This window comes from Pseudothioclava arenosa (assembly GCF_002358085.1).
Classification (GTDB): domain Bacteria; phylum Pseudomonadota; class Alphaproteobacteria; order Rhodobacterales; family Rhodobacteraceae; genus Pseudothioclava; species Pseudothioclava arenosa.
The window spans coordinates 210,797-227,673 of record NZ_NTJD01000001.1 but is presented as its reverse complement, the minus strand read 5'-3'; the positions used below and the strand labels follow the sequence as shown (position 1 = coordinate 227,673).

Below are 16,877 nucleotides of genomic sequence, written 5' to 3'. Positions count from 1 at the left end.
TGCAAATGAAGAGTTATTTTCCAAGGGTGTTACGCTGAGGTGTTACAGTGGAGCGCCTTACGAAGATGCCCGGACACACCCGTCTCTACCGTCGTGGAGCGGTCTACTACCACCGCGCTGCAGTCCCCCAAGACATCATTGCTACCTACGGAAAGCGGGAAGAGACCTTCTCGCTGAAGACCCGCGACTACTCAGAAGCGCTCTGCAGAGTGAAAATCGAGGCTGTCAGGGTAGACCGCCTTTTCGACGAACACCGACTGAGGCTGGCTCGGGAGCGGGAAGAGAAACTGCACGAACTGACGCCTGAGCAAATCGCCACAATCAAGGCTCTCTACCTGCACCACCTACTCGATGAGGATGAAGAGGTCAGGATCGATGGGTTCGAGGAAGTGGAAGACCATGAGGGACAGTCCGTCCTCGTGTCACCGCAGCAGTTCGACCCACGCCAGACCTTCGAAGAATACAAAATGCTCGTCGAGGACATGGACGAGATTACCCGCTTCAACATGGCGCGAGGCAAGGCGGACCCGTTCTACCGCTCTGAGGCAGAGGAGGTTCTGTCATGGGAAGGCATTGACCTGCGGCTCGATCCGTCGTCGCCCAGTTGGCCTCGGCTCACACGTGCGTTGCAGGAGGCCTCTGTTGAGGCCAGAGAGGCCATTCGGAGAAGAAACAAGGGCGACGTTGTCCCGACGCCAGATGCGCCTCAAGCGGCTCCTCAAAGCGTTCACGAAGCCCCTCTCCTCTCTGCTGCCATCAAGCTGTGCCGCCGAACATCATGGACGCGCTACAGGGTCACGCTGAGCGAGGGATGGCAGGACGCTATGGCGACGGTCGCTACCGGATTGACCTGCTTAAGGAGAACATCGAGCGCGTCGAATACCCTGACCTGCGAGAACGTGGACGAGCTACGTCAATCACTTCTCAACAAAGCATTTTCAGGCGAACTCACCTGAGAGAAAGAGGTTTCCCATGACAAGATCGAAGTTGACGAAGAAACGAGCGAGACTGCTTGCGGAGCTTGAGCATCTTGTTGGAAAGAACTGCTACAACGGAAACATCCAGAACTGGGGTCCCGGTGGGGTGTATGAGGGCAAAGGGCGGGACTTCCGCTACCCTCTCACGATGATCGATGAGAGCGGTGAGAAACGCAGGAGGAAGTATCCCGCCGCGACGGATGTATCGCCCCAAATGCTCGCCACTGGATACTACGCCTTCGGTGCCAACAGGCTCCATATCATCGAGGCGCTGGACGATGTTCTGAGGCATCTTGAGACCCACCATGGCTTGAAGCTGTAGGTTCCGAACAGCGATGAGCCTTCACGAAGAAACCGAAGCCGACACCCGCGCCAACCGGATCGACCCGGTGCTGGCCGCTGCCGGCTGGGGCAAGGTCGAAGGCTCTCGGGTCCGGCGGGAGGTGATCTGTCCGGGACGCATCCAGTCGGGAGGAAAGCGCGGTAAGGGCCTCTCCTGTGACTACGTGCTGGAGTATCGCGGTCACAAGCTGGCAACGCTGGAGGCCAAACGAGCGGGTCTCAGTCACCGGGAAGGCGTGGGACAGACCAAGGACTACGCCCAGCGCCTCGGCTCCCGCTTCGCCTTCGCATCCAACGGCCTACAGTGGTTCCAGTGCGACATGCAGACGGGAATGGAGAATGACGACCTCCCTCCCCCCTTTCCCTCACCACAGGACCTCTGGGATCGCACTTTCGGCGACCAGAACGCGTGGCGTCTCCGCTTCGGGGAGGTGCCTTTCGAGACAGCTGGGGGTAAGTGGGAACCCCGCTACTACCAGCACAAGGCGATCACCGCAGCGTTGGAAGCTGTCGCCCAAGGGCAGGACCGCATCCTCCTGACGCTCGCCACGGGAACAGGCAAGACCTCCATCGCCTTCCAGATCGCGTGGAAGTTGTTCCATGCGAAGTGGAGCCTTGAGCGGGAGCCTGTGCGACGCCCCCGCATCCTGTTCCTGGCTGACCGCAACATCCTCGCCGATCAGGCCTACAACGCCTTCTCCGCCTTCGACCCGACTTCGGTCATGCGCATCGACCCTGAGGCATTGCGCAAGCGCGGTGGACGCGCCCCGACCAACGCCAGCGTCTTCTTCACGATCTTCCAGACCTTCATGACCGGGGAGGGTCAGCCAGTCTTCCACGACTACCCCTCAGACTTTTCGACTTCATCGTAATCGACGAGTGCCACCGGGGAGGAGCAAACGATGAAAGCCAGTGGCGGGACATCCTCAATCACTTCGCTCCAGCGGTTCAGCTCGGGCTGACAGCCACGCCCAAGCGGAAGCACAACGCAGATACCTACGCCTACTTCGGCGAGCCGGTCTACACCTACGCCTTGCGAGACGGGATCGAGGACGGCTTCCTCACTCCCTTCAAGGTGCGTCAGATGGCCAGCACCATCGACGAGTATGTCTACGATCCTCAGGACGAGGTGCTACGGGGAGAGATTGAGGCAGGAAGGAAGTTCACCGAGGGTGACTTCAACCGGATCATCGAGATCAGGGAACGAGAGCTGGCCCGCGTCCGGGAGTTCATGGAGGAGATGGACCAACGACAAAAGACCCTCGTTTTCTGTGCCACTCAGGCTCACGCGGCACTGGTCCGAGACCTGATCAATCAGGCGAAGACCAGCACCGATCCCGACTACTGCCACAGGGTGACAGCTGACGACGGAGTTGTCGGGGAGCAGCACCTCCGCGACTTCCAAGACAACGACAAGACCATCCCCACGATCCTCACCACATCGCAGAAGCTCTCGACTGGCGTGGATGCGAGGAACGTCAGGCACATCGTCTTGATGCGACCCATCCGCTCCATGATCGAGTTCAAGCAGATCATCGGAAGGGGGACGAGGACCTACGACGGGAAGGATTTCTTCACCATCTGGGACTTCGTGAAGGCGCATGAGAACTTCAACGATCCTGAGTGGGATGGAGAACCCCTGGCACCCGAGCCTCCAAGGCCGGGAACGGGTGGCGAGACCGGTGGTGACACGACGGGAGATGATAGCGGGAACGACCCGACGCCTCCTGTTCCTCCCGAGCCGCCTGTTGAGAAGATCGTTGTTCGCCTCGCTGACGGTTCAGAGAGAAAGATTAAGTTCCTCAAGACAACAACCTACTGGGGGCCAGACGGGAAACCTATGTCCGCTGCCGAGTTCCTTGAACGACTTTTCGGGGACTTGTCGGAGATGATCGCCGACGAAGATGCTCTGAGGAAACTCTGGAGCGATCCAGACAGCCGCGAGCATTTCATGACCCAGCTTGAGGAAGGCGGGTATGATCAAGATCGTCTCAACGACATCCGCCAGCTTGTAGACGCCCCAAACAGCGATCTCTTCGACGTTCTCGGGTATGTTCTCTATGCCAATCCGCCAAAGACACGTTTCGACCGAGCCGATGCGGTAAGGTCTGACGGGCTGCAGGAAGCAAATGCTGAACTCAAGAACCTCCTCCTTGCCATTCTGCAGGCTTACGAAGCGAATGGAGAGAACGAGCTTGCAAGCAAGAAGCTGGGGCAGTTCTTGACGGCCCGATTCGGTGGCGTGAGCGAGAGTAAGGAAAAGCTCGGTGAGCTTTCCACAGTGCGAGATGCCTACAGGAAGATGCAGCAGCAGCTCTACGTAGGCTGATCCCAAACCAACCCGCGATTTATGGCCCACCATAGATAGACGGAGGCCGATCAAGCCCGCGTCTGTTTTGAGTAGTTCCTGTGGCTGGCTCTCGGGGAGTTTAGGCTCTCTGAGGGCGCAGATCACACTGGGGTAGCCGCCCGTGATCCGTTTCCAAACGCCCGAGAACCCGCGCGGCAGCCGCACCGCCCGCGCATTGGTTTCCGCGATCCAGCGTTTTTCCAGAGCATCATGGAGCATCTGACGTTCATGCCGATGCCGTCCCGCCATTTCGCTGCGCTCGAATTCCAGCGCCTTCTGGCCGCGTGCTGCTTCGAGCTCCGATTGCCTGACGAAACCCTTTAGGCGTTCGGACATTCGCGAGGCTATCGCTTGCCGCGCTTCATCGACCGAAGGCATGGCCTCAGGATCGCCGGGACGTTCCGCGACTTCTTTGGTCTTCACGCCTGACTGACGGGCTACAGAATAGACCTCGCCGCGAAAATCGACGGCGACGAAGCCGCGCCGATCTCCGGGCGCAAGCGTGAAACCGCGTTCTTTGAGAGCTTGCGCGAACGCGGAAGCTGAATCCGAGTGCTCCCAGCATTCCCTGAAAAGCGTCTTGATTTGTTTGGGGTTGAGGCCGACGCGCCGCGCTTGCTGCCATTCTTGCAGCGTGTAGCGGAGCGGATCGCGCTCCCGCCAATCGAGCAGCCCCTTCGGCATCTCCCAGCCATGTTCGCGGAACAGATCGCGTGACACGTCCCGCAGGCGCAGCTTGTAGTGTGAAATATTGATTGCCCGCATCCGTTCAGCATCGATCCGTGACCAGACGACATGCGCATGCCGCCGCCCGTCCTTTTCATGGAAGACAATGGCGCGGGGCTGATCTTCGAGGCCGAGCTTGCGCTCGACCGCATCGGCAGCCTTCTCGAAATCTTCGACCGTGGGATCGGCACCGCCAGGCGGGTTCAGACTCGCCGAGAACATGTAGTTCTTGCAGCGCGTTCCAGCGGCGATGGCGTCCAGTTCTCGAAACGCATCCAGCAGATCATCGCTGACGAAACCGCGAACCTCATGCAATTCGACATGATCGTTCTCGCGCATTGAGAGCAGATAGCGGGCAAGCTGCGCGCCGCCGCCACGTTCTTTGGCCTTCAGGATCATGGCGCGCTCCCAGGTTCGTCACGATAGATACCGCGACCGAGCGCCATAAGAAGCTCTTCGCGCATCACCAGCACCGCCGCGCAGGCTTCGCGCAATTCCGCCTCGGTTTCGGGCGTTACGGGCAAGGAGCCCGTGTTCACGGCCTTAGCGAGTTGGTTCAGGTTGGACGACAGGCGCGATGAGCCGAGTGCGGCGAGGACGCGCCCCAAAGCCTCATAGTCCTTCATAGGGGCCTTGCCGCGCGTCTTGCGCGGTGCAGCATCTTCGCCGAACAGCCGCTCGCGGATATAGGAGCCGAGCGACATATCCGCCGCGTCCTGTTCGAGCTGCGCCCGTTCTTCGAACGTTAGGCGAAGCGAGAACGGCGTCGGCTTACTTTCTTTCGTTTTTTCCGTCGCGGCCGAGGGTGGCGCTAACCTATTGAAATTATGTGAGGGAATCTTCATCGCGCACCCCCAGACCATCTAGGTCAAGTTGTGCGAGATGGCGTTCCCAATCTTCGAGAACTTGAAAGAGGTGGTTCGATTCCTCTCCCGTCAGGTCCACCAAATCTCCTTCAGATCGAACGCTGAAAGCTCCGCTTGCGGGGCGTTTTTGCGTTTGTCTGCTGCGTCGCCAGACCGTCAGAACAAGAGTGGCGCGGGCCAGTTCTGCGGTGTGGCCACGTCGAAGAGCAGCCAGAGCACGCTCGTGACGCCAAGCGTCGCGAAAGCCAGGTGGCGTGGCGAGTAGCCAAAGAACAGCCCGACCCCGAGGATGAAGGCCGCAGGGCCCAGCAGGTGCCCCAGAGACAAGAGCGCAGCACCAAGCACGATCACCAGCAGCAGGAATCGCAGGTCCGCGCCCACCGGCCAGGCGCTTTGCTCGGTGGATTCACGCCAGCGCAGGACCGCGCGCAGCACCAGCGCCGCCGCCAGCGCCGCGGTGATCGCGGCCAGCCCCGATGGGAAGACCTTGGCCGCGAAGGGCAGCGAGACGAGGCTGACAAAGCCCGCAACGCCCAGCCCCAGCAACAGCACCAGGAACGCCAGATCGGCCTGTTTCGGCGGCACCACGCCGCGCTCGGAGCGGCTGCGGTAGCTTTTCAACAGTTGGCGCAGCACGATCGAGGCCGCCACCGCGAGGCAGACCACCACGAGCGGCTGCGTCAGCCAATCCCAGCCGGAAATCTGGTAGGAAAGGAAAAAGAAGCTCTCGAGATTCGGGCCCAGCACGAAGCCCAGTGCGAAGGCCGGGCGCGACCAGCCAAGGCCGCGCATCATGATCCCCAGCACGCCGAAGGCCAGCAGGAAGATCAGGTCGAAAACATCCTTGTTGTACTGGAACGCCCCGAACACCACGAAGACCAGCGCCAGCGGCACCAGCGTGGTGGCGCGCACGCGGGCGATCTTGGCCAGCAAGGGCGTCAGGCCAAGGCAGAACCCCGTCGCCAGCACATTGGCCAGGGCGATGGTCAGGATCATGGTGATGACGAGGGGCGCCTGCTCATCGAGCATCCGGGGCCCGGGCACGATCCCGTGCAGCGCGAAAGCGCCAAGAAGGATCGACATCGGCGCCGAGCCCGGAATGCCGAAGGCCAGCGTCGGCAGGAGCGAGCCGCCCTCTTTCGCGTTATTGGCGCTTTCGGGGGCGATCACGCCACGAATATTGCCGGTGCCGAACTCGGGCTCGTCGGGCTTGCGGCTGCGCGCGGCATCGCCATAGGCCAGCCATTCGATCACCGTCACGCCCACCCCCGGCAGCGCGCCCAGCATCGCGCCGATCCCGCCCGAGCGCAGCACCAGCCGCCAGTTGCGCAGCGTCTCGCCCATGCCTTGCACCAGTTTGCGGCGGTCATGGTCGTCGCTCTCACCCTGCAGGACACGGTCACGGCGCAGGATGGTGGCCAGCTCGGGGATGCCGAAGATGCCGAGGAACACAATCGCGACCGGCACGCCATCCCAGAGGTAGAGGAGGTCGAAGGTCCAGCGCTCGGCGCCTTCATGCGGATCAAGCCCGGCACAGGCCACCAGCGCACCCAGACAGGCCGCCAGAAGCCCCTTGAGCTGATCCTGCCCCGAGAGCATCGCCACCAGCGTCAGGCCGAAGATGGTGATCGCCAGCAGGTCTCCGTAATTCAACAGCAGCACCACCGGGCGCATCACCGGCAGCGCCAGCGACAGAAGGATCGCGCCGAAGACCCCGCCAATCATCGAAGCGGAATAGGCCGCCCCCAACGCCCGCGCGGCCTCCCCCTTCTTGGCCAGCGCATGGCCGTCCAGCACCGTTGCAGCGGCGCCCACCGTGCCCGGCACACCGATCAGCACGGCGGGCACCGTATCCGAGGTCGTGGTGACCGAGGCCATCCCCAGCAGCAGCGAAAACGCCGCGATCGGGTCGAGCGTGTAAGTCAGCGGCACGAGGATCGTCAGGCCAAAGAGCCCGCCGATCCCCGGAATCACCCCGATCACCAGCCCGAGCACGACGCCGCCCAGCAGGTAGACGAAATGCCCGGGCGCAAAAAGCTCGGCCAGCGCGGTCAGAAAGATGTCCATCGGGCGCCGCCTCCGGCCGGGCCGTCGTGCGCGTTACTGCACCATCTCGCGGGCGCGCTGCAGGATCGCCGGGTCGGCGTTGCGGAAGCCTTCGATCAGCGCCTCGACCTCGCCGCCATCGGTCAGATCGACGACAACGCCACGGGTCTCGGCATCGGCCAGAAACGCCGGATCGGCGGCGGTCTCGGCAAAGGCCTTGCGCAGCGCCATGACGGTTTCCTCGGGGGTGTCTTTCGAGACGATATAGGGGTGGTGCATCCGGGTCGACGAGAACACCAGCTCAAGCGCCGCGCGCTCGGCCGGATCGCTCACCATATCGAGGACGAAGGGCTCGTCGGTGACCGGCCCTTTCGACACCGTGCCGATCTCGCCGAGGATGCGATATCGTTCGAGCATGTCGGCCTGGCCGACCACGGTCAGGCTGATGCCACAACGCACCTGAATATCGCCGCGCTCCATCGCGAGGTCGATCTCGTTGCCGCCGCCAAAGCCGGTGACGATGTCATAGGTACCGCCCAGAGCCGCCTTGATCGCCGCCGAATAGGTGTAGGTCGAGCTGGATTTGCCCGTCGCGCCAGCCTTGCCGTTCGATTTCACGAATTCCGCGAGCGAGGTGATCCCCGAGCTTTTCGGCGTGATGCAATAGGAGGATTCTTTTGACGCGCTGGCAATGTAGCGCACGTTGGCCGGGTCAAAGCCTCCCTCGGGGTCGAAGACCGGCATCAGGCCCAGCGCGCCGCTGATCGTGCCGATCTGGGAGCCATCCGTCGCGCCCTTGTCGGCGATCAACCGGGCAAGCTTGAGGCTACCGGCGCCGGGAACGTTTTCAACGACGACGGTCGGGTTGCCGTCCAGATGCTTGCCGAGATGGTCGGCGAACAACCGGGCCATGATGTCGAATGAGCCACCCGGCCCATAACCGACCTGCAACGCGACGGTATCTGCCGCGCGTACGGGCGCGGCAACCGCCAATGCGGCAAGAGTCAGAGGCATAAGGAATTTGCGGAAATTCATCTTGGAGTCCTCGCTGGATCAGATATTGGGCTCTTGCGGCGCCGCCACCGCCCCTTGCCACTCGGCAAAGGCCTGCGTCAGCCCGCGCCGGTCGGGTTTGCCGGCCGGAGTTACGGGAAGTTCGGGTAACGTCGCGACGTGAAACGGAAAATCAGGGCCAAGCCGGCGCGCCATATGCTGACAGAAGGCGCCCAGATCAAAGCCCTCGCGAGGCCGCACCGCAAGGCCGACTTCGTCTGACCCGCTGGCGACCGGGGCACGAAAGGCCACCACATCCGCCACGCCGGGATGCTCGCGCGCGACCGCCTCGAAATGCGCCGGGGCGACCTTGTTGCCGCCAAGATTCAAGAAATCCGACCGCCGCCCCAGCAACTGAAACGTGCCGTCCGGCAGCATCCGCCCGACATCGCCCGTCGCGATCCAGCCCTCGGCGTCGCAGAGGCTTCGCCCCGAAGGATAATCGGCCAGCCGGTTGTCGGGCCGCAGCTGCAGCCACAACTCGCCGCCCTCTTCGGCGGTTGCCGGGCTGCCATCTTCATGGGTGAAGCGCACGCCGAACTGCGTCTGGATGCGCCCAACCGAGCCGGGCAGCCGCGTGGGGTCCGTCGGTCGATAAATGCTTATCGCGCCGGTTTCGTTACTGCCGAAGGAATTCCAGACCTCACAGCCGAACAGCGCCTCGGCCCGCGCCGCAAGCTGTTCGGAAATCGCGCTGCCCCCCACCGCAATCTGGTGCAGGGCCGAGGGCCGCAGCCCCGTACGCTCGGCCGCCTGCACCAGTTGCTCGATCATCCGGGGCGGCGCGAGGATCTTGGTGATGCCGTGGCGCTCCATCTCTTCCAGAGAGCGCTCGGGCGTCGCCTGCGGATGCATCTGGAAATGCCCCTCGATGAGCATGCGCAGGATGTGGTTGGTGCCCGGCGACGAGGTCGGTCGATAGCCGATAAAAGTCGGCCCCGGCACGAAGCCCCTCTCGGACATGGAATGCTCCAGCCGCGCGCTCTGTCGCTCGGCGGTCATCAACCGCAGCTTGGGCAGGCCGGTCGTGCCCGAGGTCGTGCGAATGAGCGCGCCTCCGGGCACCAGCGGCAAAAGCCTGCGCGGCGGCGCGATCCAGCTAGCATCAAGGGTGATATAGCGGCCCTCGTCTTCGGGCGTGGCCTGATCGGCCGTGCCGATGCGCCAGCGAGGCAGCGGCGCGCCATTGGCCAGCAGCGCCTCAGGCGGCACATGCGTCGCGGTCGCCCCCAGATGCATCACCGCAAGCCGAACAAGTGTGTTGGCGATCCAGTCGGTGACGCGCACCTGCACGACATCGCCCGCGCGCACGCCCTGCGCCTCCAGACGGTCGGCAAAGGACAGGATCATCACATGGAAGGTTTGGAACGACACGGGCATGCCCGCGGGATCCATCATCGCGGTGCGCTCGCCATGTTCAATGCATGCGTCCTGCAGCCAGGTCAGAATATTGCGCGCCATCAAATCCCCCTGCGCGCACCCTAGCTTCTGCACCATGTCGCTTCAAGCGCCACGCGGGCTTGACGCCCCTGTCCCGGCAGGCTCGAATGCGGCCAATCCGGCAAGGAGCCCGCCCCATGAGCCTCATCGACAGTTTCGCCCGCGCCGCCGCACGACGCCCCGAGAAAATCGCCCTGATCACCGAGCGCAGCCAGCTCAGTTTCGACGACATCCTGCAACTCGTGCAGATCTTCGACATGCAACTGCGCACCCATGGTCTGGATGCGGGCAAGACCGTGGTGCTGGCCAGCGCGCGCGCCGAGTTCATCTTGGTGATGACGCTCGTCGCGAGCCTGCGCGGCTACCGGCTGTCTTTCGTCTCGACCGGGCTCGACCAGAATGGCCCCCTCACCCCCGACCTCGTTCTGGTCGAAGAGGTGCAGCCCGGGCACGACACCGCACGGCAGCTTCAGATCTCGCCCGACTGGTTCGCGCTGATGGGCACGCGCCCGTCACCCGATTACACCGGGCGCGGTGGCGGCGCGCTGTTCATCTTTGGCTCCTCCGGCTCGACCGGCAAGCGCAAGCTCGTGCAATCGACCGAGGCCAGCCGCGAGGAAACCATCCGCCTGACCCGCTCGCTGCCCGGCGTCGACATGAGCCAGCGGCGCTATCTTTCGACGTTGTCGCCGAAAAACGGTATGGCCGTGACCAGCAACCTCGCGGTCTTGCTCGCCGGGGGCAGCATCGTCTCGCTGCAACCCCAGAGCCCCTCGCTCCTGCCCTATATCGACCTCTACCGCGTCGACACGATCGGCAGCACGCCCGGCATGGTTGCGAAGCTCTTGGGCGAGGAAAACGCCGCGCAATATCTGCAAGGCGTGCGCGACATGCGCTTTGGTGGTGCCCTGACCAGCGCGGCGCTGCTGCGCTCCCTGTCCGAGATCTGCCCCGCGCGGCTGCATTTCGGCTATGGCGCCGCCGAGATCGGCACCTGTTTCGACATGATCTACGACCCGGCCAATCCTCCGCCCGAGGGCTATGTCGGTCGGCCCGCGCGCAGCGATCTTGAAGTGGCGTTTTTCGACGATGCCGGGCAGATCCTGCCCGATGCGACCGAGGGGCTGATCGGGTTGCGGCTGACGGGCGGGTCCGGGCGCAGCTATCTGGAGGCGGGTCAGGCCACCTCGGGGCCGTCCGCGGGCTTCAACGACGGGTATTTCCTGCCCGGAGACTACATGCGTCGCGATGGCGAGGATTATTTCCTGCTCGGGCGTGCGAAGAACATCATCAATTTCAGCGGCAACAAATACGCGTTGGAGGCGATCCAGAGCAAGCTGGCCGAGCAAGCCCCCGACACCGGCTTTGCGCCCTTGGTCGATATCGGCGCGGACGGGCTGGAGCGGCTCTGCCTGATCTACAGCGGCCCGCAGGAGCTGCCGAAACCGCAGGTCGAGGCCTTCTTCGATCAGGCCTTCCCCGGCGTGCAGATCACGCGCCTGCTGCGCCTCGACAGCCTGCCGATGACCGAAAGCGGCAAAATCGACATGCAGGCCCTGCGTGCGGCGCATCTGGGCTGAGCCTCACAACGAAAAGGCCGGGCGCTTGCCCGGCCTTTCTCTATCTTACGACTGTTTCCGGATCAGAAGCGGAAACCGGCGCGGATGCTGAGCGTGGTCAGATCGTCGACCTTGTACGTATCGTAGAAACCGGCGTCATTCTTGGCATCAATGTTGCGGCGCAGGATCTCGCCGCCGATGAAGCCGTTGCTGCCGATGTTGGTTTCGACGCCGAGGCCGTAGCTCACGCCCGAACCATCTGCCTGCATGAAGGACGGAGCATTCTGGAAGTTCACATCGGCCGAGCTGTAGCCCAGAACGCCATAGACATAGGACGAGCCGAAGGTCTTGCCGAGGCGGGCCTTCAGATCGATCACGCTTTCGAGCTGGATGCCGCTGTAGTTGTCCAGGTCGTAGGATTCGCTGAACGCGAGTTCGGTACCGGCAACCCAGCCGTTCGACAGGGCGAAGTTATAGCCGAGGAACACGCCAGCCGCGGTCCCGCCGAAGTCGTCGCCGCCACCGTAATAGGTCCACTCCAGATCGCCGCCGATCGCCTTGTTCGCCGAAAGGCCGCCGTAGAAGCCATTCAGGTCCTGCGCCTGCGCAGTGCCGGCCATGCCAGCCAGAACGGCAGCGCCGCTGGCGAACGCAATTTTCATCGTGTTGTTCATCATTTCGGGCCTCTTTTCACGCCAAACTGAATCGCGCGTGCGCAATTCCGATAATATTCTTGCCCTAGCGTTAGCAGAAATCCGCTGATTGATCCAACACAGAGTTATTAATCTGTCGACGCCCCAGCGTTCTTTGCGATTTGCGATGCGAGCGTTGCGCCAAGGTCACAGCTCACCCGGGCCGCTCGCCCCCTTGGTGGCCGCGCGCTGCGCCTGTACACGCGCCCGATTCCTTTGGAGATAGGCGATGCAGCCCGCGCGATCGGGCTTGCCGGTGAGCGTGCGCGGCAGGGTATCGGCGAAAAAGATCCGCTCGGGGACGCCTTCACGCCCAACCGCCACAATCGCCGCCAGGCGCAGGTCTCCGACAACCCGGCCCGGATCTGCCCCGGGCTCGATCGCAACCAGCGCCGTCAGCCGGTCGGGCCGGTCGGCACGCGGCATCAGGAACGAGATCGCGTCGCGCACACCCGCCACTTCGAGCATCGCGTGATCCAGAAGCTGTGCGTTGATCTTGACGCCGCCGATATTGAACTGTTCGTTCAGCCGCCCGGTTACCACAAACGTCCCGTCCGGGTCCCAGCGCCCCAGATCGCCCGGATAGAACCAGCCATCGCGGAAGGCCCGCGCCTGCGCCTCGGGCGCGCCCAGATAGCCTTTCGCCAGATAACCATTGCGGATCCGCACGATGCCTTCGCCACCCGTCGGCACCGGCTGCCCCTCTTCGTCGACCAGCTCCAGCTCGACATTGCGTTGCACCGTCCTTGCAGAGAGCGACCCGTCAGGCTCGTTCCGGAAATAGGTGATCAGGACATTGTGCCCCTCGGTGGAGCCATAGCTGCTTCCAACGGTTTCAAACCGTTCGAGCAGCTTGCGTACAAGGCCCTCGGGCGGGCGCCCTCCGGACGTGTGAACCGACGGGAGTCTTGTGGATATCTCTTTGTTTTCAAAAAGCTTATGAAGCTGGATCGGCGACCCGACGACCAGATCCGCGCCGGCCTTCGCCCAGAACTCGGGATCGTAGCTGACGATCACCCGCCCCCCCAACACCAAGGCCGAGATCAGCCGCGACAGATAGGCCGGGGCGCCCACCGGAAACAGCGAGACGATCGACGCGCCGGGGCGGTCGATCCATTGGCGGTTCGCCATGGTGCGATCCATCACGATGCGCTGGCTCAGCACCACGATCTTGGGGGTGCCCGTCGTGCCCGAGGTCATGCTCAGCATGAAGTCGTCCTCGGGGTCGCGATAACCCGGGAAATGAGGCCGCCCCGCGCCCTCGGGCGGGCGGCCCCAGCTTTCATCGACCCGGATACCCTTGGGCAAAAGCGGCTCGTCATCGGTCTGCAGCACCAGATCGGGCGAGACGCGCGGGTCCTTCAGCATCTTGTCCCGGCCAAAGACCCAGCGGCTGCCCAGCAGCGCCGCGGCAAAGATCGAGACCAGAACGAAAACCGGGTCCTGCGAGCGCACCATCACCAGGCTGCCCTGCCCGATCCCGCGCGCCTGCAGGTGCTGCGCGGTGAACAGGACCAGCGGATGCATCTCGCCGTAGCGCAGGCGATAGCCCTCGCCGAGGATCGCATCGGCCTCGGGCATCGCTTCAGCGCGCTTCAGAAAGGCCAGGCCCAGGTTCTGCTCTTGCGTCATTCGCTCGTCCTCATGCTCCGGGCGTGCTTATTTCAGCGCGATATAGGTCGTCGGATCGAGCTGTCCGATCCGCACCGCAACCTCGGCAGGCGCGGCCCGCGCCACTTCGGCACGCAGATCGGCGGCCAGCGCGCGCAGCAGATCGGGCGTGCGCTCAGAACGGGGCAAGATGTGCAGCTCGGCGTTGATCTGCGGTTGCCCGTCAAGCCCCCAGACCGGGATCAGCGCGAGCTGGCACGCGCCGGGCGGCACCGAAAGCCGGTCGCAGAGCAAGGCGCGGATCTCGGGCAGGGCTGCGCGCAGGGCCGCGCCGCGCTCGTGCCAGAGCGCCTCTTCGACATGGATCTTGAGATTGGGCATGGGCACGTTTTCCTCGGGTTGCGGGCCTCTTGCGCGCCAGATCAGCCTTCGTGGGGGGGCCTGTCAACCCGCGCGCACCACCTCAGGTTGAGTTGCGCGCAAAGCTGGGGTATTTCTGAGCGACAGGAGTCCCCGATGCGCATCGTTCATGTCATCCTCGAAGCGTTTGACACGCCGGTGTCCGGGGCGGATATCCGCAACCACGGCCTCGCCGAAGGGCTGCGCGCGCTCGGGCCGCTGCGGGTGATCGGAGCCAGCAATCTGCGTGGCCGGGATGCGCCAGAGGTCTGCCCGCGCACGGTACTGCCGCTGTCCGCCGAGGCGATCGCGCAGGCCCTCCACGAGATCACCGATTTTGCGCCCGATGTCGTGGTGTTGGGCGGCGTCGGGCTGTTACGGCTGGCCGAACCGCTGCGCCGCGCCCTGCCCCATGCCCGCCGGATCGTCGATTTCCACAATGTCGAGAGCCTGCTTTTGCAGGAGATGGACCTTGCCGAAAATCCGAATGCCGCAGCCCGGCTGGCCGCCGGCTGGCGCGCCGCCGAGGACGCCGACCGCGCGATTGCGGCCTGGGGCGCGGCGCTCTGGTGCTGCTCGGAGGCCGACATCGCGCGGGCGCGAAGCCTTGGCATCGCCACGCCCGCCCATGTCGTGCCGAACGCGCCCCCGCCCTGGGCGCGCCCGATGCCGCTGCGGCCCGCGCGGGCACCACGGCTCCTGTTCATGGCGCATCTGGGCTATCCGCCAAATATCGGCGCGGCACGGATGCTGATCGAGGGCATCCTGCCCGGGCTACGCGCGTCTCTGCCCGGCGCCGAGGCGGTGGTTGCCGGGCGCGATCCGGCGCCCGATCTGCTCGCGGCGGCGCGGGGCGTGGCGGGGTTGCGGCTGCCGGCCGATCCGGGCGATCCCGCGCCGCTTTACGACCGGGCGAGCGTCGCGGTGATGCCCATCCTTGAGGGCGGCGGCACGCGGATCAAGGTGCTTGAGGCGTTGCGGGTCGGGCGGCCAATCGTGGCTTCGGCCAAGGCGGTGGAGGGCCATGGGCTGACGCCGGGCCTCCATTACCTGCCCGCCGAAACCGCGCCTGAGTTCGTCGCGCAGATCCTGCGCCTGCAGGCCGACCCCGCGCGCGGCGAGGCGCTGATCGCGGCGGGGCGGGACTGGATGGTGCGCCATGCCTCGGCCGAGGCCCTGCGCGATGCCATCGCCGCAGGGCTCAACGAAAAGCCCCGCCCGGCATGACCGGACGGGGCGAGGCGGGCTCGGGAGGAGAACGTCGAGCCCGATCAGTCGCTGATGCTGCCCTCGGCGTCGCCCCGCTCGTGCATCTTGGCGCGCACCACGCGGCCCACGATCAGCGGCAGCACGAAGCCCACGATCGCCACCGCCCAGAGCCCGATCGAAAGCGGGCTGTCGATCAGCGTGAACCAGTCGCCATTGTCGATGGTCACAGCGCGGCGCAGGTTCGATTCCATCGCGTTGCCCAGCAGCGTGCCAAGGATGATCGGCACCAGCGGCACGTCGAGCTTGCGCAGCACCCAGCCCATGATCCCGAAACCGATCATCACCAGCAGGTCGAAGCTTGAACCCGAGATGCCGTAGATGCCGACGAAGCTGACCATCGCCACCAGCGGCATCAGGATGCGCGGCGGCACCAGAAGCACGCGGGTGAACAGGCCCACCATCGGAATGTTCATCGCCAAGAGCATGAAGTTCGCGATGAAGAGCGCCGCGATCAGGCCCCAGACCACATCGGGGTTCTGCGTGAACAGCAAGGGCCCCGGCGTGATGTTCAGCGACAGCAGAACCGCCAGCAGCACCGCCGTGGTGCCCGAGCCCGGCACGCCGAGCGCCAGCATCGGCACCAGCGCCCCGCCCGCGGCGGCGTTATTGCCCGCCTCGGGGGCAGCGACACCGCGCGGGTCGCCCTTGCCGAAGGTGCCCTCTTTGTCGACGAGGCGTTTTTCCATCGAGTACGAGATGAACGAGCCCAGCGAGGCCCCCGCCCCCGGCAGCACCCCGGCAAGGAAGCCCAGCCCGGAGGTGCGCAGCATCGTCGGCGTGCATTGCTTGATCATCGACCAGGGCGGCGTCAGACGGCCGATCTCCATCTTGCAGCCCTCGGCCGAGGCAGAACCGTGGCGCTCTTCGAGGAAGATGAACACCTCGGACAGGGCGAACAGCCCAACGATCGCCACGAGGAAGTCGATGCCGTCATAAAGATGCACCTCGCCGAAGGTGAAGCGCGGCACGCCGGTCTGGGTATCGACCCCGATCATCGCAAGCCCAAGGCCCAGCGCGGCGGCAAAGGCCGATTTCGCCTGATTGGTCGAGCTGACCCCGCCCAGCGTCATGAAGGCCAGCGCGAAGAGCGCGAAATACTCGGCCGGGCCGAACAGAAGCGCGATTTTCACCAGCTGCGGCGCCAGCAGGATCAGCCCCCAAGTCGCCAGAAACGAGCCCACGAAGGACGCGAGCCCCGAGATCGCCAGCGCCTGCCCGGCCTGCCCGGCCCGCGCCATCGGATAGCCGTCAAGGCAGGTCATCATCGCCGGCTCGTCGCCCGGGATGTTCAAGAGGATCGAGCTGATCCGCCCGCCATACATCGCCCCGTAATAGACCGAGGTCAGCAAGATCAGCGCGGGCGTCGCTCCGAGCCCCAGCGTGAAGGCCAGAGGGATCAGGATCGCCACGCCGTTCGACGGGCCAAGCCCCGGCAGCGCGCCCATGATCGTGCCCAGGAAACAGCCCAGAAGCGCCAGGCCAAGGTTTTGCCAGGTCAGCGCAATGGAAAAGCCATCTGCGAGTGAGTTCAACAAGTCCATGGGACC

Annotated in this window: 12 protein-coding genes and 2 pseudogenes; 5 read left to right on the top strand and 9 right to left on the bottom strand. The window is 64.3% G+C overall.

What is annotated here, in order from left to right:
* Positions 1-65: 65 nt before the first annotated feature.
* The 3 genes and pseudogenes from CLN94_RS01095 to hsdR all read left to right on the top strand — a co-directional run bounded on the left by CLN94_RS01095 (position 66) and on the right by hsdR (position 3,648).
* The gene (locus CLN94_RS01095; protein ID WP_143598857.1) at positions 66-956 is read left to right on the top strand and encodes a DUF6538 domain-containing protein; all 891 of its coding nucleotides are present in this window, start codon (positions 66-68) and stop codon (positions 954-956) included.
* 16 nt (positions 957-972) lie between these two features.
* Positions 973-1,299, top strand: coding sequence for a hypothetical protein (locus CLN94_RS01090; RefSeq protein ID WP_096430125.1), 327 nt, complete (start codon positions 973-975; stop codon positions 1,297-1,299).
* A 13-nt stretch (positions 1,300-1,312) separates the two neighbouring features.
* A pseudogene (gene hsdR, locus CLN94_RS14255) lies at positions 1,313-3,648 on the top strand (EcoAI/FtnUII family type I restriction enzme subunit R).
* Positions 3,649-4,368: 720 nt separating this feature from the next.
* On the opposite strand, the pseudogene CLN94_RS14250 reads toward hsdR, so the two are convergent.
* The 5 genes and pseudogenes from CLN94_RS14250 to CLN94_RS01060 form a co-directional block, all read right to left on the bottom strand.
* A pseudogene (locus CLN94_RS14250) lies at positions 4,369-4,734 on the bottom strand (relaxase/mobilization nuclease domain-containing protein); the annotation flags it as partial.
* A 56-nt stretch (positions 4,735-4,790) separates the two neighbouring features.
* Positions 4,791-5,099: a hypothetical protein gene (locus CLN94_RS01075; protein WP_218837230.1), complete on the bottom strand. Its 309-nt coding sequence runs from the start codon at positions 5,097-5,099 to the stop codon at positions 4,791-4,793.
* 318 nt (positions 5,100-5,417) lie between these two features.
* Positions 5,418-7,328 carry a tripartite tricarboxylate transporter permease gene (locus CLN94_RS01070; RefSeq protein WP_096430123.1) on the bottom strand — a complete coding sequence of 637 codons (1,911 nt, stop codon included), beginning with the start codon at positions 7,326-7,328 and terminating at the stop codon, positions 5,418-5,420.
* Positions 7,329-7,361: 33 nt separating this feature from the next.
* Positions 7,362-8,321 carry a Bug family tripartite tricarboxylate transporter substrate binding protein gene (locus tag CLN94_RS01065; RefSeq protein WP_179300199.1) on the bottom strand — a complete coding sequence of 320 codons (960 nt, stop codon included), beginning with the start codon at positions 8,319-8,321 and terminating at the stop codon, positions 7,362-7,364.
* Between the two features lie 39 nt (positions 8,322-8,360).
* Entirely contained in the window at positions 8,361-9,821 is a 1,461-nt protein-coding gene (locus CLN94_RS01060; RefSeq protein WP_179300198.1) for a class I adenylate-forming enzyme family protein, read from the bottom strand.
* Between the two features lie 116 nt (positions 9,822-9,937).
* On the opposite strand from CLN94_RS01060, the gene CLN94_RS01055 reads away from it, so the two are divergent.
* Complete coding sequence (locus tag CLN94_RS01055; RefSeq protein ID WP_179300197.1) at positions 9,938-11,380, top strand: AMP-binding protein; 1,443 nt, start codon at positions 9,938-9,940, stop codon at positions 11,378-11,380.
* Positions 11,381-11,442: 62 nt separating this feature from the next.
* On the opposite strand, the gene CLN94_RS01050 is transcribed toward CLN94_RS01055, so the two are convergent.
* The 3 genes from CLN94_RS01050 to CLN94_RS13805 form a co-directional block, all read right to left on the bottom strand.
* Positions 11,443-12,036, bottom strand: coding sequence for an outer membrane protein (locus CLN94_RS01050; RefSeq protein WP_143598856.1), 594 nt, complete (start codon positions 12,034-12,036; stop codon positions 11,443-11,445).
* 162 nt (positions 12,037-12,198) lie between these two features.
* Positions 12,199-13,683 carry a class I adenylate-forming enzyme family protein gene (locus tag CLN94_RS01045; protein ID WP_096430115.1) on the bottom strand — a complete coding sequence of 495 codons (1,485 nt, stop codon included), beginning with the start codon at positions 13,681-13,683 and terminating at the stop codon, positions 12,199-12,201.
* A gap of 27 nt (positions 13,684-13,710) precedes the next feature.
* Complete coding sequence (locus tag CLN94_RS13805; RefSeq protein WP_143598855.1) at positions 13,711-14,043, bottom strand: hypothetical protein; 333 nt, start codon at positions 14,041-14,043, stop codon at positions 13,711-13,713.
* Positions 14,044-14,178: 135 nt separating this feature from the next.
* Between CLN94_RS13805 and CLN94_RS01040 the strand changes: the two genes are divergently transcribed.
* Positions 14,179-15,288 (top strand): glycosyltransferase, encoded by a 1,110-nt coding sequence (locus tag CLN94_RS01040; RefSeq protein ID WP_179300196.1) that lies wholly within the window; start codon positions 14,179-14,181, stop codon positions 15,286-15,288.
* A gap of 44 nt (positions 15,289-15,332) precedes the next feature.
* On the opposite strand, the gene CLN94_RS01035 is transcribed toward CLN94_RS01040, so the two are convergent.
* Positions 15,333-16,871, bottom strand: coding sequence for a tripartite tricarboxylate transporter permease (locus CLN94_RS01035; RefSeq protein ID WP_096430111.1), 1,539 nt, complete (start codon positions 16,869-16,871; stop codon positions 15,333-15,335).
* Positions 16,872-16,877 lie beyond the last annotated feature (6 nt).